Source organism: Streptococcus infantis (assembly GCF_047464615.1).
In the GTDB taxonomy this organism is placed as follows: domain Bacteria; phylum Bacillota; class Bacilli; order Lactobacillales; family Streptococcaceae; genus Streptococcus; species Streptococcus infantis_Y.
This window is the reverse complement of record NZ_JASHBO010000001.1, coordinates 98,483-120,115: the sequence shown is the minus strand read 5'-3', so window position 1 is coordinate 120,115 and position 21,633 is coordinate 98,483. Positions and strand designations below refer to the sequence as shown.

Below are 21,633 nucleotides of genomic sequence, written 5' to 3'. Positions count from 1 at the left end.
AAATGAAGGATAAAAGAGAAATCATACGTGCCCGAAAGGCATTTAGAAGAAGCCTAAAAGATGAGAAGAAATTCTTGAAACAAGGAAAGAAGGAGGTGAAGAAACAGAAAAAAGATTCCGCTGTACTGGATGAAAAAGCATGGAAAAAAGAGATAAAAGGAAAGCTAGAGGAGATGAGAGAAGCTTCAAAGGAGAGAGTAAAACAAGCAAATGAAGACTACAATCATATTCTTCAAAATAGTCCTCCATCTCTTTTGAATCGTAAAGAATTAAGAGACAGACGATTGCCTCATGCTAGGAAACGATTGAAAATAGCCAAGAAGCAATTTAGAGAAGCCAAGGTAGAAGCAAAAGAAGAAAGAAAAGAGAGTCGTAAAGAAAGAATAACCAATCAAAAATTTCTCTATGGTCAGGAACTGAAACATAAATCTAATTTTTTCTTTCAAGGGAAGAGTTTAGAAGAATTAAAAGCTAAGAAAGAAGTCAAGGCCGCAAAAGAGAATCTAAAATTTACTAAACAAGCCTATAAGTCCAAAAAAGTCAGTAGGAAAGCCAAAACTTTTCTTTATGTCCTTGGACGTGAAGGTGGAGAGTTAGCTTCAGAAAATGAAGATTTGGAAGGCTATCGCACACTTCAAGAGACCATTAGAAAAGGGAAACGCTACAGTCGGCTTTCTTATAATCTTGGAAAAGCTAGTGTCAAAACAGGACAAGCAACAGGTCGTTTTACCAAGAAAAGACTGACCAACACAAAAGAGCGATACCATCATTTTAAGGATGGAAAAGGATGGAAACTAGCGAAAGATAATCCAAGTTCCTTTAAAAATCGGTATCGAAAATTAAAGAAACAAGGTCTTACAAGTGTCCGAAATATCTATCAAAAACTAAAAGCAGCCTTTTCCTTCTTTACATTTGCGGCTGGGAATCCTGCAACCTGGATAGTTGGAGGAATAGTCTTTCTTCTTTTACTTATGATGAGCTTCTTTTTAGGTTTTTCATCTGCTAGTTTGATTCAACAAGATGAATTTGAATTAACAAAAGCTTATACCCACCTAACTTGGGAAGACGCAGAACATACTCGTACAAATGACAAAGGCATTACCTATTACACAAAAGTTGATGATGTGATGGGGTATATGAACTTTAAATTCCATAACTATGAGTTACACAAACCAGTTCACTTATTTAGTTCAGAAACTTACAAGGATTATCTATCTACTTTGTGGCATGATTTAAACGATGGGGATGATTTGAAATCCATGCAAGACCTTTATGAAACTCCTAAGTATAAACTATCAAAAGACGATCAAGAGGAAATAAAGGAATTAAAAGAAGAAGGTGTGTATGCTTCCATGCAGGAATTAGACAATCCATTTGAGGGACAAAGCAACGAAGATAGTCTAACCATGACTTATCGTTATGGATACTATGATTTAGACGGAAAACCTACCCTTCAGGAGTACATTCTACTAGAAGCGAAGGCTCACCAAACGATTGTCTCACCAATGGATGGTGTTGTATCTCTAGATGGCGACAATGTTATTCTCACTAACGGAAAAGGAGAGAATGAGAGTCGATTGACCTTGTATTCCATTCATAATGGCCGTTCGATTGAGGGGACAAGGGTCTTAACTGGTGATGTTATTGGTGAGACACCAGACGATACAGGTTTGAAAGTTTCCTATCAAAAGTATAAGAACAAGAAAGAAAAATTGGTGTATGTCAATCCGCAATTTTATTTTCCAAAAGTCATTCAACTTCAGACAACTATCTTACCCGCCATTGGTCAGTTTGGTGGGGATGAGTTTGAACGAGCAAAACATATTTATGAGTTTTTGAAATCTCAAGGGGCAAGTCCCCAAGCCATTGCGGCAATTTTAGGAAATTGGTCGGTAGAGTCTTCTATTAATCCTAAACGAGCTGAAGGAGATTATTTATCTCCTCCTGTTGGCGCTACCGATTCCTCATGGGATGATGAAAGCTGGTTAGCGATTGGAGGTCCAGCCATTTATAGTGGTGCTTATCCTAATATTCTTCATAGAGGTCTAGGTTTAGGGCAATGGACAGATACCGCAGATGGGTCAACACGGCATACAGCCTTGTTAAATTATGCACGCACCCAAAATAAGAAATGGTATGATTTAGACCTACAACTTGATTTTATGCTTCATGGGGATAGTCCTTACTATCAAAGTTGGTTAAAGGATTTCTTTAAAAATACAGGCAGTGCAGCCAATCTCGCCCAACTCTTTCTGACCTATTGGGAGGGAAATTCTGGTGACAAACTACTGGAAAGACAAACCAGAGCAACGGAATGGTATTACCAAATTGAAAAAGGCTTTAGTCAAACAAATGGAGGACAGGCAAAAAGTGATCCACAATCCCTTGAAGGGGTTCGTGGGGACTTGTATGATCATTCTGTTCCTGGTGGTGGAGATGGTATGGCCTATGCTTATGGACAATGTACATGGGGTGTTGCGGCTCGTATGAACCAGTTAGGCTTAAAATTAAAAGGTAGAAATGGAGAAAAGATTTCAATCATTAATACCATGGGAAATGGTCAAGACTGGGTTGCGACAGCTTCAAGTCTTGGTGGGGAAACGGGCTCTACACCAAGAGCAGGTGCTATTGTTTCTTTTGTAGGAGGTACACATGGTACACCAGCCAGCTATGGTCATGTGGCTTTTGTAGAGAAGGTCTATGATGATGGTTCTTTCCTTGTGTCTGAAACCAACTATGGTGGCAATCCTAACTATACCTTTAGAAAAATCTCTCAAGCAGATAGTGCCATCAGTTTTGCTTATACGACCAAATAGAAGAGTTTACACTTGAAATTGTAGCTATTTAAAGATACAATATGTCTATAAATGAGTGGTCGGCTCATGGTCAATCTGATAGTAATCTTGGACATAAGGGCCAAGCGGTGGCGGACACCAGAACAAAATCCGATAGCAATCTTGGACGTACGGGCCAAGCGGTGGCAGACACCAGAATAAACCGACTGATTAGGTGGCTTACAGGTTCAGTAAGTCATCTTTTTTATTTGAAAAACAGTAAGAAAGCGTAAAAAATCAATTCCTGTACTAGCGTGTAATTGAAATTTTTTAGTTTTGGCGTTAGAACTGTTTCCTCAGTCCTAGCCCCTTCTCTTTTTGATAAGTATGCTTGGCAGAAAGTAGTTTGTAAATGATTCTGAGAATCTTATGAGCATAAGCAATGACGGCCTTCATCTTGCTTACTCTTTGGGAAATTCGATTATAAAAAAAAGAAAAAGCTGGATCCTTGGAATGTGCTGCAATTAATCCCGACATGGTCAAAGCCTGTTTTATTTAGCGATTTCCTTGCGTGATGTGTGAGGATTTTTTAATGCCAGCACTATAGGCTAAACATCTTTTTCTGTCATGAGTTAGCAGGCTCTGCCTGATTAGAGTTTTACATGTAATCTATTTTAATAGTAATGTTTTATCATTTTCAGGAGAACGCAGTTTTGGCTCGTTCTCTTTTTTGTTGTGATACTTCTTTCAAGGAATATTTGGTAGGATTGGAGTGAAAAAAGATTAACTAGGAAAGAAGGAAGTATATGGAAGCCATTTATCAACGTGATTCGGATCAAGATGGACTGACTGACGCTCAAGAATTTGCGCTAGGAACCAATCCTCTTAGCGCAGATTCTGATGGTGATGGTCGTTCAGATTTAGTGGAAATAGAAGAAGGAACCAATCCCTTAGAAAAGGATTTACAAGACATAGACCAAACAAGTATCACTGAACCGTCCTCAGTATTTATGGAAATGAAACAAAAGATTTCAGATATGATGGAGAGTCACTACAAGGAATTTATACAGGCTCTGATTAGTATTGAAACAGGGATTGAAAACCAACAAGACCTAGAAGACTTATATACTTACTACATGAGAACGGATGCCGTTTCTCTTTTATCTAGTGATTTAGAAATCAGTCCTCAAGAGGTTGAAATGGAGATAGAGTTGTAGGGGAATCATGTGATTCTCCTATTTTCGTATAGATGAAAGGAGCGAGTATGGAAGTAATACAATTATTGGCTATGTTTCGTGGAACAATTCCAAAAGATAGAGAGAAAATGGACTTATTTCTTCGTTATCAAGCGCAACATTTTGATGAGAAATGGCAGAATTTGGTAGAGAGTTTTTTGACTGAAGAGGGCAAGATAGAGGAGATACCTCATGTCTATTCGTTTCATCAAGATATTATCTCTTTCCTAGAGGCCAGTTCTGAAAATAATGACCAAGATTTAGAAAGTTACACAAGAAATTTTGGACAAGCAGGTCTAAGTAAATTATCTCAATTAAGTAATTTTGAGAAAAACTTGGTGCTAGAAGTCGCAACCTATAATCTTTTCACTCGATTTTACATCCAATCTGAGAAAGAGAAGCTAACACCATTAAGTGAGCTTGTATTTCATCAGAATCAGGATGTCAATTTAGTCAATGTCTATCGGGTTGCGAATAATCTATCTGACCGCATTAGTAGAGATATAGAGGAGTTTCTTCTAATGGTTGATTCCAAAGAACTAAAAAAAGAAGTTCTTGAGATTCATTTTGAAGAAAAAGAAGGAGATGTTCTAGCCTATTTGGGTTCAGAATTGATGGCTACTTTAGATATCGTTACGGATCTTGTCCATCATGAAGAAAACTACACACAACTCCCACTGACACAAAAGCTGAAAATTATTACTTATTTTGATGAAGTAAAGGCTATAAGAGAAAAGTCTAAGCAAGTAGAGGAAGCAGTCTTACCTTTAGATAATATTGACCAGGTAGAAGAAAATGTGGAAGTTCATTCCCTATCTAAAGTAGATAAAATTGTAGAAGAAGCTTTGAGGGAATATCCAATCGGTTCACAAGTAAGTTATAAAGGACAAGTATTTCAGTTGGTTTCGATTGAAAATGCGCAGTTAAATGACTTAGTTCGCCTAGAGCTATTCAATGATTCCAACCAGTTATTTGAAGAGAATCCTATCTTATACTTGAACAGTTTGGAAGAGATTGAACAAGTATTGTCTCATTTAGAACTTGAAAAAGAAGATTCAGAGATTGAGATTGAATCACCAAGTGAAAGCCAGGAAATAGATCTGTTTTCCTACCTGGAAGAAGAAAATGAAAAGGATAAGGAAACAGAAACGCTTATTGTAGGCATAGAAGAGACGGATGTCCCTGTTCAAGATTTTGTTTTTCCAGATGATTTAGAGGACTTTTATCCTAAGACAAATCGAGAAAAAATTGAAACGAATATCGCCGCAATTGATCTTGTTAAAAGATTAGAAAAAGAGAGACGACAAGCAAGTCCAGAAGAACAAGAACTACTAGCCAAGTATGTTGGATGGGGTGGTCTTGCTAATGAATTTTTCGATGAACTCAATCAAAAGTATGAAGCAGAACGTTTAACTCTTAAGAGTTTAGTAAGTAAATCAGAATACTCCACCATGAAACAAAGTTCTCTCACAGCCTATTATACAAACCCAATGATTATTCGCCAGATTTGGCAAAAATTACTGGATGATGGTTTTGAGGGAGGAAGGATATTAGATCCTTCTATGGGGTTTCGTGTCATAATAATGACACAGGCAAATAGTCAAGTAAATACAAGGGTTTTAGAGCTTCTACCAAAGTTTAAAATCAAAAAAATGAATCGTTGGTGTGCTGTTTAGAGCAGTTATTACGAAAATAAATGTTGTAAACAGTACATCAGCATAAAGGAGGAACTCATATGTCTAGGGTGAAAAAAGAGACGATTGAAGCAAAAGGTTTTGCTATTCAAATTTATACTGAAGACTTTAAAAACGACTATATAAGTCTAACGGATATTGCTAGATATAAAAGTGATGAGCCAAGTGATGTAATTAAAAATTGGATGAGAAGAAAAGATACAATTGAATTTCTTGGTTTATGGGAAAGCTTAAACAACATGAATTTCAATTCGGTCGAATTCGACCGAATTAAATCGGAAGCTGGATATAATTCCTTTACACTGTCCCCTAAGAAATGGGTAGAAAAAACAGACGCAATCGGAATTATCTCAAAAGGCGGAAGATATGGTGGTGCATTTGCACATACAGATATTGCCTTTGAATTTGCTTCATGGATTTCTGCTGAATTTAAGATGTATGTAATTCAGGATTACAAAAGACTTAAGTCAGATGAAAACTCTAAGCTATCATTAGGTTGGAATCTTAATCGAGAAATTTCCAAGATTAACTACAAAATTCATACAGATGCAATCAAAGAATATCTCTTAAAAGATCTTACCAACGAACAGTTGTCTTACAAGTATGCAAGTGAAGCAGATATGCTCAATGTAGCCTTGTTTAACAAGAGAGCTAAACAGTGGCGTGAAGAAAATCCTGAGTTAAAGGGTAATATGAGAGACTATGCAAGTCTGAATGAATTACTTGTTCTTGCAAATATGGAAAGCTATAATGCAATTCTTATTGGTAAAGGTATGGAACAAAAAGAAAGAATGATAGAACTTAGAAAGCTTGCCAGAACTCAGCTGATGTCAATTGAAAAGTTGAACAATACAGGAATTAAGAGCTTAGAAGATAAGTCAAAGAAGTAGAGAGGTATGTTATGAGATGGGCATTGAAAATTATCTTATTTCCAATAATATTGCTCTTGTCGATACTAATTGCTTTTCTAAAATTTATTATAAAAGTTAGCGGAATGATTTTAGGTATAATATCTTTTCTAGTATTTATTGGAGCAGTAGCTTGCTTCATACAAAAAGATATGGCAACAGGAATGGTAGCATTACTTATAGCATTCTTAATCAGTCCTTATGGACTACCTAAAATTGCACTGTGGATTACAGCATACCTTGAAGTAGCGAAAGATACATTAAAGGAAATATAAGAGATCTAAGACGATGGAACATAAATCTATCGTCTTTTTCTATGCCTAAATTTAAGAGAAAGGAGGCGATGAAATGAGTATGTATTTATTTGATGAACAACCTATACTGGCAAATAAAGCATTAGCCAGAGAATTAGGCTTAAATGAAGCTCTTGTGCTTCAACAAATAAATTACTGGATTGAGATAAATAAGAAGTCTGGTAACAATTATCATGATGGCAAGTATTGGACATATAACTCAATACGAGCATGGCAAGAAAAAGATTTTGACTATTTAAGTGTTGATACAGTAAAACGAACTTTTTCTAAGCTTGAAAAAGCGGGCTATCTTTTAGTTGGAAATTATAATAAAGATCCTAGAGACAAAACGAAGTGGTACACAATAAATGACAAAAAATTAGAAGAGCTTTATCTTGAACTAAATCAAAGAAAACAAGATAAAGAAAGAGAAATACTAGAACAAGTAAGTAAAAGAGATATGCCTAATGCATTAGGGCAAAATGCACCAATGGAAGAGGGCAAAATCAACCAATGCAATGAGGCATTTAGCACCGATGCATTTGATGAAAATCTGCCAGTGCATTATGGCAACTTGCATGAACCATTACCAGAGATTACTACAAATAATTCATCAAAGATTACTTCATATATTTCTACAGAGAATTCCTCCCACCTACCCATCTATGAAAAAGATACATTTTATTTAAGGGATGGAATGGAGGATGGACGTAAAAAAATAAAATCATATAAATCTTGTTTAGAAGAATTAAGAGAAAGTACAGGATATAACGAACACATGAGGCTAGGTAATAAGATTATTGCTAAAACCTTTGATGAAATAATTAAAGTTTTAGCTGATGTTATGGTATTAAATGCAGAAGATACAGTAACAATAAATCAAACGAAATTACCAGCATATGTTGTTCAAGAGAGATTTAGAGAATTAGATTCTTCGCATATGGAGTATCTTGTAAATGCTTTATCAGAGAACGAATCAAAAATAAGAAATGTAAGAGCATTTATTTTAACGGCAGCATATAATGCACCAAGCAATATGGATGCCTATTATACAGCACTTGTTAGTTATGATATGAGGGAAGGAGGTTACTGATGATAAATGAAGAAATTTCTAATAGAGTAGTTAATATTGAAATTAATGTCTTAAAGGCAACATATCAAGAAATCTTAAGCCAGGTAAAGAAGTTACAACAGAGATCAAAACAACATGGTGGCTTGGATAAACTTATAAAGGCTGAGGGAAATGAAGTCACACTTAAAGATATGGTTAAGAAAGGGCAGCTTGAAGAAATCAATGTTAAAGATGGTGAATTAAAAGAATTAAAAAAAGAATTGAATAAATATGGCGTTAAATTCTCAGTGATGAAAGATAAGGAAACAGGTACACATTCAGTATTCTTCCAAGCAAAAGATACAAAAGTTATGAATAAAGCTTTTCAAAATGTGCTTTCAAATATTGAGAAGAAAGAGAAAAATAAGGAGTCAATTCACAAGAATATTGAGAAGTTCAAGGAGATGGCTAAAAACTCTGTTTCCAAAGATAAAATCAAGAATAAACAAAAGGAGCAGAGCCTATGATAGATAAAATATTACAGGACATCAAAGGCTTATTTAAGGTGCAAGATAAGGTAAAGTTTCTAAAGCAGAACATTCCCTATCTTGCATTTTTCTATGTTGGCAATATCTTTTCTCGTCATGTACGAGCATATACGGGTGGCGATGTGATAGACAAAATCTTTCAAGGGATATTAGAGATTAATACGATGAGCTTTATTACGAGTATTCATCCTACGGATATTATAATGGGCGTGGTAGTAGCTGTTTTAATCAAATTTATCGTATATACCAAAGGGAAAAATGCTAAAAAGTTCAGACAGGGGAAAGAGTATGGTTCAGCACGATGGGGAAATGAAAAAGATATAGAGCCATATATGGATGAAAAGTTTCAAAACAATATCCTGCTTACGCAAACAGAACGATTAACTATGAATGGCAGACCGGCTAATCCTAAGTATGCAAGAAATAAGAATGTTCTTGTCATCGGTGGATCAGGAAGTGGAAAAACAAGGTTTTATGTAAAACCGAACTTAATGCAAATGCACAGCAGCTATTGTGTAACTGATCCGAAAGGAACGATAGTCCTTGAGTGCGGTAAGATGCTTGAAGATAACGGATATGAGATAAAAATCTTAAATACAATTAACTTCAAAAAGAGCATGAAGTACAATCCATTCGCTTATCTCAGAAGTGAAAAAGATATACTCAAATTAGTACAGACAATCATCGCAAACACCAAGGGAGAAGGAGAAAAAGCAGGAGAAGATTTTTGGGTGAAAGCTGAGAAGCTCTATTACACTGCACTTATAGGATACATCTTCTATGAAGCTCCAAGAGAAGAAAAGAACTTTGCAACACTTCTCGATATGATAGACGCTTCAGAAGTTAGAGAAGATGATGAAACCTATATGAATCCGATAGACAGACTCTTTGAAGCACTGGAAAAGAAAGAGCCTACACACTTTGCAGTGAAGCAATATAAAAAGTACAAATTGGCTGCCGGAAAAACAGCCAAGTCTATTCTTATTTCATGTGGTGCAAGGCTTGCTCCATTTGACATTCAGGAACTTAGGGACTTGATGAGCGAAGATGAACTTGAGCTTGATACTCTTGGAGATAGAAAAACAGCACTCTTTGTTATTATCTCTGATACAGATGATACTTTTAACTTTGTGGTGTCTATCATGTACTCACAGCTATTTAACTTACTTTGCGATAAGGCAGATGACGAGTACGGGGGAAGATTACCTGTTCATGTAAGATGCCTTCTTGATGAGTTTGCAAATATAGGCTTAATTCCCAAATTTGAGAAATTGATTGCGACAATCCGTTCAAGAGAAATTTCAGCAAGTATTATCTTGCAGGCACAATCTCAGCTAAAGGCAATCTACAAGGACAATGCAGATACGATTGTAGGTAACTGTGATAGCACGCTATTCTTGGGTGGAAAGGAGAAAACAACACTTAAAGAGCTATCAGAAACGCTTGGAAAGGAAACGATAGATCTATATAACACTTCTGAAACAAGATCCAATGCTAATAGTTATGGACTAAATTATCAAAAGACAGGAAAGGAGCTGATGAGTCAGGATGAGATAACTGTTATGGATGGCAGTAAATGTATTTTTCAGCTTCGAGGTGTCAGACCGTTTTTGTCAGACAAATTCGATATTACAAAGCACAAGAATTACAAGCTCTTGGAAGACTATGATAAAAAGAATGTGTTTGATATTGAAGAATACATCAGAAGAAAAGGCAAAGTTAAGATGAATAGAAATACAGTAATTACAAGATTGTAATATTTTCTGTTATAGCTTTATGTGACATGGGTATATTTGGTATAATAGAATAAATTAGAATTTATAGGAGGTAACGATGAACAAGATTACTTGTATTTGTTTAGGTGTTAAAGATATGGAAAGGTCAATCAAGTTTTATAGAGACGGTTTAGGATATAAGACTGATTGTACAGAAAATAATCCGCCGGTATGTTTTTTTGATACTCCGGGAACAAAGTTCGAATTATTTCCTTTAGAACAATTAGCAAAAGATATTAATGAAAATAATCCACCAAAAGGAAATGGATTTTCTGGGATTACATTAGCTTACAATGTTGAACATAAAGAAGATGTAGATAATGTGATTGAATTAGTAAGAAAAGCAGGTGGGGAAATTGTAAAAGAGCCACAGGAAGTTTTCTGGGGTGGATATCATGCGTATTTTTCGGATCCAGATGGATACTATTGGGAAGTTTCATGGGGACCGCATTTTCAATTTGATGAAAATGGATTGCTGAAATTTTGAGGATAAATAGGAAAAGAGTATGGCTTCAAGTAAAGAATATTTAGATTTTATTTTAGAACAATTATCCGATTTGAAAGAAATAACATATCGTGCAATGATGGGTGGATATATAATTTATTATCGTGGAAAAATTGTTGGTGGAATTTATAGTGATAGATTTTTAGTGAAGCCTGTAAAATCTGCAATAGAATATATGGAAAATGCAATATATGAATTGCCATATGATGGAGCAAAGGAAATGTTATTGGTAGATGATTTAGATAACAAGGAGTTTTTAACTGGTTTAATTAATGCAATGTATGATGAATTACCTGCACCAAAACCAAAGAAAAAGAAATAATAAAATCCCAGTTTGTCGAACTGAATATAAGATATTAAAGACGATAGAAAAGTAACATCTATCGTCTTTTTTAATGCCTATTTTCAATTTATATTGCGATCAATAAATAGGAAAAACTCGCAGAGAAGCTAACTAGTATTTCAAATGCCGCTCACTAATATATACACGACAAAATGCTAGTTCCCTTAAATATGTTACAGAAAGTAAAGGAGAAAAGATGATAAGGATAAGAAGCCCTACTTAATAGACAACTAAATATACAAATACTTGGCGATTGAAATTAACTTTTTAGTCGCTTTTTTAATTGGAGGAAAAAATGGACAAAAAAATGATTAATATCAATGCCAATCTGTTAAAAGAACCTACTTTTGGAACTTTTACAAGAGGTGATGAAGAAGTTCAAGTTGTAAATTTTGCTCTTTCGAAAGGATATGGAAAAGGTAGAGAGTATATCAACTGTGCAGCCTATGGCAATAAATCTGAAGTGGCTAAGGAATTTTCAGAAGGTGATTTCATTCATGTATATGGCTACTTCAATAGACGGACTAAAAATGGAAAGACATATAAGAATTTTGTAGTTATGTCTATGAACAAAATTGAAAAGAAAGAAGAAAACGAGGAGGAATAAATAATGGATTTTTTCGTACAAGCAGTTAATGTATTAAAGATTTTGGTAATGGCAGTAGGTGCTGGTCTTGGAGCATGGGGTGTTATTAACCTTATGGAGGGATATGGTAATGATAATCCTGGAGCAAAATCTCAGGGCATTAAGCAGCTAATGGCTGGTGGAGGCATCGTTCTAATCGGCTTAAAACTAATCCCATTACTTTCAAATGTATTGAAGTAAGGAGAGTAGCTTATGTTTGGTATTTTCGATAAGATAGAGGAATTTTTTAAAGAGCTTCTTCTCGGAGGTATCCAAGCAAATCTTGAGTCAATGTTTATCGACATTAATGATAAAGTCGGAGCAGTAGCAACCGATATAGGCAAGACACCAATGGGATGGAATTCAGAGGTATTTAACTTTATTAAGAGTATCAATGATAGTGTCATTATTCCAATTGCAGGTTTAATCATTACAGCAGTTTTATGTATTGAACTGATAAATATGGTTATGCAAAAGAATAATATGCACGATACAGATACCTTTGAGTTTTTTAAATACATGATAAAGATGTGGATAGCGGTATGGCTAGTATCTCATGCATTTACATTCTCAATGGCAGTCTTTGATGTTGCACAACACCTTGTAAATCAGGCGGCAGGAGTAATCAATACTTCTGCTACCGTTTCAGGTGATCAAATTGTTCAGATGGTTGAGGGATTAAAAGACAAAGGACTTGGAGAACTGGTGATGATACTCTTTGAAACCTCGCTTGTTAAAGTTGCAATACAGGTTATGTCGGTAGTCATTATGCTAGTTGTCTATGGCAGAATGTTTGAGATATATGTTTATTGTTCAGTTTCAGCAATTCCATTTGCCACTATGGGAAATAAGGAGTGGGGACAAATTGGAACAAACTATATCAAAGGTCTATTTGCTATTGGACTTCAAGGCTTATTCTTGATTATATGCTTGGGTATTTACGCAGTTTTAGTAAAGACGATAAAGATAACGGACATTCATGCAAGTACCTTTATGATATTAGGCTATGCATTACTTCTTGGTCTAATGATGCTAAAGAGTGGAACGCTTGCAAAGAGTGTATTAAACGCACATTAAGGAGGATTTTTAATGATAGAAGTAAAGAAAAAGTTGTTTCCTGTTTCAATTATTGCAGTAGGGATTGGAGCAATTGCTATCTCAATTTTCAACAGGAACAAATTAAAGAATTTAGAAGATGAAGTAAAAAGTACAAGAGATGATGTGAAATCTATTCTTTGTTATCAAGAGCAGAAAAATGCATTCATTGAGTCAGAATTAGAAGAGATAAGAAGTGAAGTTGCTTCATGCTATGAGCATTTTGAAGCATTTTCAAAGGAAAAAGAAGATGGGAGGTAAGTTATGGGCTATGTACCAATTCCCAAAGATTTAAAAAAGGTAAAAACAAAGGTAGCCTTTAATCTTACAAGAAGACAATTAATTGGATTTACACTTGCTGGACTGGTTGGTATACCAGTCTATTTATTTATGAGAAAGTTTATGCCTAATGATATAGCGATACTGTTTTTAATTGTATCAACTCTTCCAATCTTCTTTGTAACACTATTTGAAAAAGATGGACTTACCTTTGAGAAATATTTTAAGCACATATATCTACACAAGTTTTATCAACCACAGAAGCGAGTGAGAAAGGAGGTTTACCTTGAACAAGAAAAGAAAAATACAGCAAATTCAGTTAGAAAAAAATCAAAAGGTATTAAAGGAAAACAAAAGAAACCTGAAAAAAGAAAAGCTGACTAAGCAGAAGAAAAAAGCTTCTCTAATCGACTTAATATTTAAGAAAGAGCCTAAGAGATATACTGTTGAAGGCACAATACCTTATCTGAGAATGCTAAAAAGTGGAATATGCCAGCTTGATGAAAAGCACTATAATAAGTGTATTGCATTTCAGGATATAAACTATCAGCTTGCCTTAGAAGAAGATAAGGATTTGATTTTCAATCAATTTGCGAATGTCTTAAACTCTTTTGATCCAAGTGTAGATATTGAGTTTTCATATATCAATCAGCTTGGAAGAAATAATGAATTAAAAGCAGCTATTCAGATACCGGATAAAAATGATGGTTATGATGATATTCGATTAGAGTTTCGTGAGATGTTAAAAAGTCAGCTTGCAAAGGGAAATAATGGTTTAAAGAAATCGAAGTATATCACCTTTGGAGTGGAAGCGGATAGTTTGGAGCAAGCGACTGCAAAACTTGAGCGACTTGAGATTGATATATTATCAAATCTAAAGAGCATGGGAGTTCGTGCTGAGGGCTTAACTGGAGAAGAAAGATTAAAGGTATTGCATGATATTTTAAATCCAGATAAGCTCTTTTCTTTTTCCTATAAAGACATAAAACCAAGAGAAAGTACAAAGACTGTTATTGCACCAGATTCTTTTAACTTCGTGCCAAGTAAGTATTTTAAGTTTGGAAAATATATTGGAGCAGTAAGTCATCTTCAAATACTTGCAAGTGAGCTATCGGATAGAATGCTTGCAGAATTTTTAGATATAGATGACAACATCAATATTTCTTTTCATATCAAAGCAGTTGAGCAGACAGAAGCTATTAAGATGGTGAAAAGAAAAAATACAGATATTGATAAGATGAAGATTGAGGAAAATAAAAAGGCAGTTAGAAGTGGTTATGACATGGATATCTTACCAAGTGATTTAATTACCTATGGTGATAATATTAAGATGCTTTTAAAAGACCTCCAGACAAGAGATGAGCGTATGTTTATCGTAACGATTGTCTTTATGAATTTTGCAAGGACAGTACAAAAGCTAGATACGACTATTTCTCAGATTTCATCTATTGCAAGTAAGCATAATTGTAAGATTAAACGCTTAGATCATAGTCAAGAACAAGGTTTTATCAGTGTATTACCTCTTGGCGTAAATAAGATTGAAATAGATAGAGGGTTAACCTCATCATCTACAGCAGTCTTTTTACCATTTACAACAGAGGAGCTTTTCATAAACTCATCAAATAGCTTGTACTATGGATTAAATGCCTTAAGCCATAATCTTATTATGGCAGATAGAAAAATGCTTAAAAATCCAAATGGATTGATTCTAGGTACGCCTGGTTCTGGTAAGTCCTTTTCTGCAAAGCGTGAAATGGCAAATGCTATTCTTACAACAGATGATGATGTGATTATTTGTGATCCAGAGGGAGAATATGGCAATCTTGTTAAACAGTTCAAGGGGGAAGTCATAAAGGTTAGTGCAAAGAGTAAAGACTATCTCAATCCACTAGATATAAATATGAATTATGGAGATGGTGATGCACCACTTAAGGATAAGGCAAACTTTATTATGTCTATGCTTGAACTTGTGGTTGGTGGTAGTGGTCTTACAGCAGAAGAAAAATCTGTTATAGATAGGTGCTTACCTAGAATTTATGAGAAGTATTTTGAAAATCCAATTCCAGAGAATATGCCTATACTCCAAGACCTTTACGATATGTTAAAAGGACAAGAAGAAAAGGTGGGAAAGAAACTTGCAACAGAAATGGAAATCTATGTTTCAGGAAGTCTTAACGTCTTCAATCATCAATCCAATGTGGACTTAAATAAGCAGCTTATTTGCTTTGACATTAAAGAACTTGGAACACAGCTTAAAAAGATAGGAATGCTTGTTATTCAAGACCAGGTCTGGAATAAAGTTTCTCAAAATAGAAATACCGGCAAAAGCACAAGGTATTACATTGACGAGTTTCATTTGCTTTTAAAGGATGAACAGACTTCACAGTATTCGGTAGAAATCTGGAAGCGATTTAGAAAATGGGGAGGTATTCCAACAGGAATTACACAGAATGTTAAAGACCTACTTGCAAGTAAAGAAATTGAAAATATTTTCGATAATACGGATTTTATTCTAATGCTTAATCAAGCAACAGGTGATAGAGATTGGCTTGTTGTAAAGCTTAAAATCTCAAAGGATCAGGAAAAATTCGTTACCAATTCAAGAGCAGGTGAAGGTTTGATTTTCTTTGGAAACACCATTGTTCCATTTGTAGATAACTTCCCTAAAGACACAATCCTATATCAAAAGATGACTACAAAACCTGAAGAAGTGAGGTAGCGTCTTATGAGTAAAAAAAGAAAGCGAGATTTGAATGAAAAGTTAAGGGCAAGAGAAGAGAAAATCATCACAAAATCTGAAACAGATGATGTCCTAGATTATAAAAGAAAAACTGGAGATGATTACAGGGATAAGGTAGTTAAAGAAGAAAATAGGTTTCAAGATAAAATTCACGAGAAGATAAGTAAAAGAACGGATATTACTAGTGAAATAGAAACAAGTAACAAGAGCAAAAATGCTATAAAAAGAAATATTCGAAGTAACAGTTTTCAAGCCAAAGTAGCCAAGTCAGATTATCAAACAGAGGTTAAAGAAAACCGTATCTATGATCCTTTGGCAAAAGACCAAGATGGTGATGGTGTCATTGATAGATATGATAATGACTTTAGAGATAGTGATGTATCCTATGAGCCTTTAGGTAATAAAAAGTCTAAACTTCATGAAAAGCAGAAAAGATCACTTAAAAGAAAGAACTATGCTGATAAGCTCTTTACAAGAAAAGGGGTGGATAAGAAAAAGGAAGATAATACTAAAGCTTCTAAAACTGGTAAAGAAGCCATCAGAGATAGGGAAAAGAAAAATCAGATTTATAAAAGGTATAACAAAGAAACCTTAGTCGGTGGAAGTGTGATTGGAGCCGCAAAACTTGGTGAAGTTACAAGTAAGTATCTATCATCTGGTAGTGATGAAAATGCATCGGTTGAAGCTGCTGAAAAAGGCTTAGGAAGTTCCTCTAAACTTATTCATGGCGTAAAAAAATATTCGGATAAGAGAAAAAGTAAGAAGATATATGATTTAGAAAAGAGCAATAGGAAAATCAAAAGTAGAAAGTCCAAGCTTGAGTTTAGAAAGAGCATGGACGAGGTTGAGAAGACCGACCAATATAAAAAAGCAAATGCTTATAAGAAGTTTCAAAAGAAGAAACAGATGAAGTCAGCTATCTATAAGCAAAATAAGACAAGAATTAGAGATAGAGTTAAAAAGACACTGATGGATACATTCAAGGTATCTAAAGACTTTATCATAAGAAAAGCAAAAGTGGCAGCAATAGTAGTAGCTGCCATAATTATTTTTGGAACTTTTGTATTTAACTTTGCAAGTATGACAATGGGTGGATTCGCTAATTCTACAAGCAGTGTTTTAACAACATCATATTTATCAAGACCAAATGTTTTAACTGAGATTAATCAAAGTTTTTCAAACAAGGAAAATGACTTATATAGTGAGCTTGAAAATGTAGAAAAGAATAATCCAGGATACGATGAATATATCGTAAGAAAAAATGGAGATATTGGTCATAATGTTCATGAGCTTTTATCCTATATCACTTCAAGATGTGGTGAAGTAAAAAATTTATCTGAAGTTAGTAATATTTTAGATGACTTATTTAAGACTATGTACCATGTCGATTATAAAGAGGAAATAGAGATAAGATATAAGACTGTAACTGGAACTTACACTGATGAAGAGGGGAACCAATATACCGAGAGCCACGAAGAACCTTATGAGTATAGAAAGCTCATTGTAACTTTAAGTAAAATGGAAATGGATAGCGTGGTTCGAGAAGTCTTTGCCAAGTATCCAGATAATTTAAAGCATTATGAAGCACTATTCCTTGCACAGGGGAATATGGGTGAAATATTTGGAAACACGAATCTCATTACTGCAAATGGTGGCATTGGTGGAGGAAAAGAATACGAAGCATCGTCTGATGTTCAAAAGAAAATTGTAAATGCAGCATATATTACACCGTCACCTGGAGCGGGCTGGTGTGCAATGTGGGTTTCACAGGTTTATCAAAATGCAGGTCTTGGATATATCGGAGGAAATGCTAATGATATGTACCGAAATCATACATTTACTTCTGATAGATCAAAGTTAAAAGTAGGAATGCTTGTAGCTGTTGAAAGTAGCAGTAGTGGTGGACAAGCCGGACTTACTTATGGTCATGTCGGTATCTATATTGGTGATGGTAAGGTAATGGATAATATTGGAGTAGTCAGGGTTACAACATTAGATGATTGGATTGCAACGTTTTGTAAACATCATCCAGTAGGCTTTGGATTTCCACCAAATGTACAAAGATAGAAAGGAGCGGAAAATGTGAATAGGGAACTGAATATTGTTAATAAAAAAATTCAAAAGTTATTAGATAAGAAAGCTCAGGTCGATAAAGATTTAGAGCCTTTATTTATTCGTAAAGATGAACTATTAGACCAAGAGTATGTAGTGATTTGTAGAGAGAATAATATCACTCTTGAGGAATTAGTGAAGATGTTTAAAGAGAAAAAAGAAAAGGAGAAATATAGTAATGAAAAGCAAATTGAAGAATAAGAAAGTATTGGTCGCACTTATTGGAGTAGCATTACTTTTGGTTTCAGTTATATGTGTGATGACTGTAAATAAGCAGATTGTATTTGCAAAAGATGGAACTGTACTTTCAATTCTTAATCCGATTGAAGCTCTTGCAGAAACGGAAGAGAAATTTGAAGTAAAGATTAAGTATGTATTTTCAGACGAGAAAGTATTTAAGGAAGAGGTTGTAAAGGCAGATAAAGGACAAATCCTTGATAGTGGTGACTTGCCAATGTTACCTGACGATATGAAATTCATTGATGATTTTCTTTATTATGAAGTAAAAGGCGATGGGAAAGATGAGATTATCCGTAAGGTAGAAAAGATTGTAAAAGATGAAGCAACTCAGACTGAAAATGATAAAGATAAAGAAAAGAAGTCAGATGAAGCAAAACAAGATAAAGCCACTCAAACAGAAGAACCTAAGAAAGATTCATCAGCTCAAACTGATATTACTAAAAATGATTTATATAAGATGGATAAGGAGTCTAAGGACTTAAAAGAAAAGGTAGATAATCTTAGCAAGGAACTTAAGGACAAAAACAAGTTAAGTGATAAGCAAAAAGATAAAATCAAAAATCTTGAAGATGAAATTGAAGCTTTGGAAAAGAAAATCAAAAAGGATAAGGATTCTATTGATTCATCAAAGGAAAATATTGAGCTAAAAAAATCTATTGAAGAGTTAGAAAAGAAGACTAAGGAACTACAGGAAAAGCTTAATTCTGTAAATAAGATAGGGACTAATGTTAATCCAACTATTTCAAATCCAGTACCTAAAAACAGTGGATCATTTAGTAGTTTTATTCCAAGCACGCCTATAAATACAGGAAAAGGAAGCGATGCTTCTGGTAATATTATAAATACAGGAAAAGGAAGCGATGCTTCTGGTAATATTTCAACACCAACATCTAAGACTGAAAATAAGGTAGAAACTAAGTCAGATAAAAAAGAGGAGAAACAGGAAATCCGTTATCCGAATAAGCTAACACCTAAACAAAATTCAAGTAATGGAGATACGTCTTCTATGGATGGAACAAGCAAGCCTGTAAATACAAATAAAGGAGTAGCGTCAGCACCATCAAAGGCAAGAGGATCTGTTACAGAGAATAAGGATAATGCAAACAAAGATTATCCAATTCACCACAACGATGGTAAAGATAATAAGTCTACGGATATGTATTCAGCAGACGCAAGACAGTTTGTAACTTTTACAACTAAAAATGGAAAGACTTTTCATCTAATCATTAACCATGATGAAGATAGCGAAAATGTAATGCTTTTAACAGAAGTTTCGGAAGATGATTTATTAAATATGGTTGAAAAGAAGGAAACACAAAAGGAGATTGTAAAGGAAGACCCAATAAAAGAAGAGACTAAACCAGTGAAAAAAGAAGAGAGTAGCAATATAGGAGCATACTTAATTCTGATTCTTGTAGTAGCTGGAGCATTAGGTGCAGGTTATTATTTTAAGGTTGTTAAAAAGAAAGAGAATGAAGAACTTGAAGCATTAGAAGATGATGACGATGATTTTTTCTCAGAAGCTGATGAAAGTGAAGAAACATCAGAAATAGAGGTTGAAGAAATCGAAGAAGATGAAGAATAAAATGCATCATAAATTATATGATTTTTGGTGCAAGTTAAAGGCGAGAGAGTATTATCTTTCGCCTTATTTTATTTGAAAGATTGGAGATAATATGGATTTAGTTATTGCAGAAAAACCGAGTGTAGCTATATCAATTGCAAAGGTAATAGGAGCTACAAAAAAGAAAGATGGATACTATGAGGGAAATGGCTATAAGGTAAGTTGGTGCGTTGGACACCTAATTCAGATGGCAAATCCCGATAGTTATGATGAAAAATACGCTAAATGGAATATGGCGGATTTACCGATTATTCCAAAAGAATATAAGTATGTTGTATCAAAAGCTACTAAAAAGCAGTTTAATACTCTTAAAAAACTGATGAATGATAAAGATGTTGATACCGTAGTAAATGCTTGTGATGCAGGTCGTGAGGGCGAAGCAATATTTAGACTTGTATATAACGAGGCTCATTGTAAAAAGAATATGAAACGACTTTGGATTTCATCAATGGAAGATAGTGCCATAAAAGATGGTTTTGGAAACTTAAAAGATGGAAGTTACTACGATGATTTATTTGAATCCGCCAAGGCAAGAGCGATTGCAGATTGGCTAGTCGGGATGAATATTAGTAGGCTTTATTCTTGCTTGTATAAGCAAAATTATAGTGTGGGAAGAGTACAAACACCTACACTTGCAATGATTGTAAATAGAGATGATGAAATTAATAATTTCAAGAAAGAAAAATACTATACAGTAGAGCTTTCTTTAGATGGATTTTCACTTTCTACAGATAGAATTGATGACAGGACTACAACAGAGCAGCTAATCAATTTAGTAGGTAATTCCATAGAAATTATTGATGTCGTTCAAAAAGAAAAGATAACAAAGCCTGAGTTACCATTTGACCTCACAACACTTCAAAGGGAATGTAACAAGTATTTTGGATATAGTGCGAAACAGACACTTGATTATGCTCAAAGTCTTTATGAGAAGAAACTTATCACATACCCAAGAACTGACAGCAGATGCCTTACTGAAGATATGATTACAAGCGTAATTAACAATATATTAGGCAAGAATGACTTTGATACTGAAAGAATTAAGATAGTGTTTAATTCTAAAAAAGTTACGGATCACCATGCGATTATACCAACAATCAGCTCATTAAAAGAAGATATTTCAACTCTTCCAGAAAGTGAAGCAAAGGTATATAGACTTATAACAAATAAACTTCACGCAAGTGTTGGATACCCTTTAGTAGAAAATACTACAAAAATTGTTGCTGAGTTTGATGGTTTTGAATTTAGTAGTAGTGGTAAAGTGATTATTGATGAGGGATTCACTAAGTATTTAAAAGAATATAAAACTAAGAAAACTGAAGATACATTACTACCAGGTGTAAAGGTAGGCGAAGTATTTGAGATAAGAAATAAAGAAGTAAAAGAGAAATATACAACACCACCTAAACATTTTACGGAAGATACACTTTTAAAGGCTATGGAAGTAGCGGGTAATGATGCCTTAGAAAAAGGCATTGAGGTAGAAAGAAAAGGACTTGGTACACCGGCAACTCGTGCAGGTATTATTGAAAACTTGATTTTCAAAGGTTTTATCGAAAGAGATAAAAAGAATCTAATTGCAACCAATAAAGGAATTAGTTTGGTGACTATTGTTTCAGATACTTTTAAATCGGCAGAAACTACTGCTGAATGGGAAATGAAACTATCTGATATTGCTAATGGCAAGGCGGATAAGGATGACTTCTTAAAAGGTATAGAGAATGAAATAAGAGAAACAGTAGGAATATATCGTAAATAGTTTTTTAGGGGGATGAGCTTTAATCTTGTTCCC

Annotated in this window: 20 protein-coding genes; all 20 read left to right on the top strand. The window is 34.4% G+C overall.

Annotation, left to right across the window (positions count from 1 at the left end; translation table 11 throughout):
* The first annotated feature begins 2 nt into the window (after positions 1-2).
* Positions 3-2,816: a phage tail tip lysozyme gene (locus QM450_RS00565; protein WP_414319341.1), complete on the top strand. Its 2,814-nt coding sequence runs from the start codon at positions 3-5 to the stop codon at positions 2,814-2,816.
* 764 nt (positions 2,817-3,580) lie between these two features.
* Entirely contained in the window at positions 3,581-3,991 is a 411-nt protein-coding gene (locus tag QM450_RS00560) for a thrombospondin type 3 repeat-containing protein (protein WP_020998530.1), read from the top strand.
* 47 nt (positions 3,992-4,038) lie between these two features.
* Positions 4,039-5,685: a hypothetical protein gene (locus QM450_RS00555; protein WP_414319340.1), complete on the top strand. Its 1,647-nt coding sequence runs from the start codon at positions 4,039-4,041 to the stop codon at positions 5,683-5,685.
* Between the two features lie 59 nt (positions 5,686-5,744).
* Positions 5,745-6,593, top strand: a complete 849-nt coding sequence (locus tag QM450_RS00550; protein WP_049513379.1) for a KilA-N domain-containing protein — start codon at positions 5,745-5,747, stop codon at positions 6,591-6,593.
* Between the two features lie 11 nt (positions 6,594-6,604).
* Entirely contained in the window at positions 6,605-6,886 is a 282-nt protein-coding gene (locus QM450_RS00545) for a CD1845 family protein (RefSeq protein WP_001267140.1), read from the top strand.
* Positions 6,887-6,959: 73 nt separating this feature from the next.
* Complete coding sequence (locus QM450_RS00540) at positions 6,960-7,997, top strand: DUF6017 domain-containing protein (RefSeq protein ID WP_049513382.1); 1,038 nt, start codon at positions 6,960-6,962, stop codon at positions 7,995-7,997.
* Positions 7,997-8,482 (top strand): PcfB family protein, encoded by a 486-nt coding sequence (locus QM450_RS00535; RefSeq protein WP_049513384.1) that lies wholly within the window; start codon positions 7,997-7,999, stop codon positions 8,480-8,482. Before QM450_RS00540 ends, QM450_RS00535 begins: the two co-directional genes overlap by 1 nt.
* A complete protein-coding gene (locus tag QM450_RS00530; protein WP_049513386.1) occupies positions 8,479-10,260 on the top strand; it encodes a VirD4-like conjugal transfer protein, CD1115 family in 1,782 nt (593 codons plus the stop codon). Before QM450_RS00535 ends, QM450_RS00530 begins: the two co-directional genes overlap by 4 nt.
* A 76-nt stretch (positions 10,261-10,336) precedes the next feature.
* Positions 10,337-10,765: a VOC family protein gene (locus QM450_RS00525; RefSeq protein WP_049513388.1), complete on the top strand. Its 429-nt coding sequence runs from the start codon at positions 10,337-10,339 to the stop codon at positions 10,763-10,765.
* A gap of 19 nt (positions 10,766-10,784) precedes the next feature.
* A complete protein-coding gene (locus tag QM450_RS00520) occupies positions 10,785-11,105 on the top strand; it encodes a TfoX/Sxy family protein (RefSeq protein WP_049513390.1) in 321 nt (106 codons plus the stop codon).
* Between the two features lie 316 nt (positions 11,106-11,421).
* Positions 11,422-11,733, top strand: a complete 312-nt coding sequence (locus tag QM450_RS00515) for a single-stranded DNA-binding protein (protein WP_049513392.1) — start codon at positions 11,422-11,424, stop codon at positions 11,731-11,733.
* Positions 11,734-11,736: 3 nt separating this feature from the next.
* Complete coding sequence (locus QM450_RS00510) at positions 11,737-11,952, top strand: Maff2 family mobile element protein (protein WP_000345446.1); 216 nt, start codon at positions 11,737-11,739, stop codon at positions 11,950-11,952.
* A gap of 12 nt (positions 11,953-11,964) precedes the next feature.
* The gene (locus tag QM450_RS00505; protein WP_000466903.1) at positions 11,965-12,828 is read left to right on the top strand and encodes a VirB6/TrbL-like conjugal transfer protein, CD1112 family; all 864 of its coding nucleotides are present in this window, start codon (positions 11,965-11,967) and stop codon (positions 12,826-12,828) included.
* Positions 12,829-12,840: 12 nt separating this feature from the next.
* Positions 12,841-13,107 (top strand): hypothetical protein, encoded by a 267-nt coding sequence (locus tag QM450_RS00500; RefSeq protein ID WP_049513395.1) that lies wholly within the window; start codon positions 12,841-12,843, stop codon positions 13,105-13,107.
* 3 nt (positions 13,108-13,110) lie between these two features.
* A complete protein-coding gene (locus tag QM450_RS00495; RefSeq protein WP_000542590.1) occupies positions 13,111-13,509 on the top strand; it encodes a PrgI family protein in 399 nt (132 codons plus the stop codon).
* A complete protein-coding gene (locus tag QM450_RS00490) occupies positions 13,412-15,844 on the top strand; it encodes a VirB4-like conjugal transfer ATPase, CD1110 family (RefSeq protein ID WP_049513397.1) in 2,433 nt (810 codons plus the stop codon). The genes QM450_RS00495 and QM450_RS00490 overlap by 98 nt, the downstream gene beginning before the upstream one ends.
* Positions 15,845-15,850: 6 nt before the next feature.
* A complete protein-coding gene (locus QM450_RS00485; protein ID WP_414319339.1) occupies positions 15,851-17,932 on the top strand; it encodes a CD1108 family mobile element protein in 2,082 nt (693 codons plus the stop codon).
* Between the two features lie 15 nt (positions 17,933-17,947).
* Positions 17,948-18,178 (top strand): hypothetical protein, encoded by a 231-nt coding sequence (locus QM450_RS00480; protein WP_049513399.1) that lies wholly within the window; start codon positions 17,948-17,950, stop codon positions 18,176-18,178.
* Positions 18,156-19,802, top strand: a complete 1,647-nt coding sequence (locus QM450_RS00475; RefSeq protein ID WP_414319338.1) for a CD1107 family mobile element protein — start codon at positions 18,156-18,158, stop codon at positions 19,800-19,802. Before QM450_RS00480 ends, QM450_RS00475 begins: the two co-directional genes overlap by 23 nt.
* Before the next feature lie 91 nt (positions 19,803-19,893).
* Entirely contained in the window at positions 19,894-21,600 is a 1,707-nt protein-coding gene (locus QM450_RS00470; RefSeq protein ID WP_049513404.1) for a DNA topoisomerase 3, read from the top strand.
* The last annotated feature ends 33 nt before the right edge of the window (positions 21,601-21,633 follow it).

What these genes read in the sequence shown, in the direction of transcription:
- QM450_RS00565 (WP_414319341.1), top strand. Translation starts at nt 3, where the DNA reads ATGAAGGATAAAAGAGAAATCATACGTGCCCGAAAGGCATTTAGAAGA.
- QM450_RS00560 (WP_020998530.1), top strand. Translation starts at nt 3,581, where the DNA reads ATGGAAGCCATTTATCAACGTGATTCGGATCAAGATGGACTGACTGAC.
- QM450_RS00555 (WP_414319340.1), top strand. Translation starts at nt 4,039, where the DNA reads ATGGAAGTAATACAATTATTGGCTATGTTTCGTGGAACAATTCCAAAA.
- QM450_RS00550 (WP_049513379.1), top strand. Translation starts at nt 5,745, where the DNA reads ATGTCTAGGGTGAAAAAAGAGACGATTGAAGCAAAAGGTTTTGCTATT.
- QM450_RS00545 (WP_001267140.1), top strand. Translation starts at nt 6,605, where the DNA reads ATGAGATGGGCATTGAAAATTATCTTATTTCCAATAATATTGCTCTTG.
- QM450_RS00540 (WP_049513382.1), top strand. Translation starts at nt 6,960, where the DNA reads ATGAGTATGTATTTATTTGATGAACAACCTATACTGGCAAATAAAGCA.
- QM450_RS00535 (WP_049513384.1), top strand. Translation starts at nt 7,997, where the DNA reads ATGATAAATGAAGAAATTTCTAATAGAGTAGTTAATATTGAAATTAAT.
- QM450_RS00530 (WP_049513386.1), top strand. Translation starts at nt 8,479, where the DNA reads ATGATAGATAAAATATTACAGGACATCAAAGGCTTATTTAAGGTGCAA.
- QM450_RS00525 (WP_049513388.1), top strand. Translation starts at nt 10,337, where the DNA reads ATGAACAAGATTACTTGTATTTGTTTAGGTGTTAAAGATATGGAAAGG.
- QM450_RS00520 (WP_049513390.1), top strand. Translation starts at nt 10,785, where the DNA reads ATGGCTTCAAGTAAAGAATATTTAGATTTTATTTTAGAACAATTATCC.
- QM450_RS00515 (WP_049513392.1), top strand. Translation starts at nt 11,422, where the DNA reads ATGGACAAAAAAATGATTAATATCAATGCCAATCTGTTAAAAGAACCT.
- QM450_RS00510 (WP_000345446.1), top strand. Translation starts at nt 11,737, where the DNA reads ATGGATTTTTTCGTACAAGCAGTTAATGTATTAAAGATTTTGGTAATG.
- QM450_RS00505 (WP_000466903.1), top strand. Translation starts at nt 11,965, where the DNA reads ATGTTTGGTATTTTCGATAAGATAGAGGAATTTTTTAAAGAGCTTCTT.
- QM450_RS00500 (WP_049513395.1), top strand. Translation starts at nt 12,841, where the DNA reads ATGATAGAAGTAAAGAAAAAGTTGTTTCCTGTTTCAATTATTGCAGTA.
- QM450_RS00495 (WP_000542590.1), top strand. Translation starts at nt 13,111, where the DNA reads ATGGGCTATGTACCAATTCCCAAAGATTTAAAAAAGGTAAAAACAAAG.
- QM450_RS00485 (WP_414319339.1), top strand. Translation starts at nt 15,851, where the DNA reads ATGAGTAAAAAAAGAAAGCGAGATTTGAATGAAAAGTTAAGGGCAAGA.
- QM450_RS00475 (WP_414319338.1), top strand. Translation starts at nt 18,156, where the DNA reads ATGAAAAGCAAATTGAAGAATAAGAAAGTATTGGTCGCACTTATTGGA.
- QM450_RS00470 (WP_049513404.1), top strand. Translation starts at nt 19,894, where the DNA reads ATGGATTTAGTTATTGCAGAAAAACCGAGTGTAGCTATATCAATTGCA.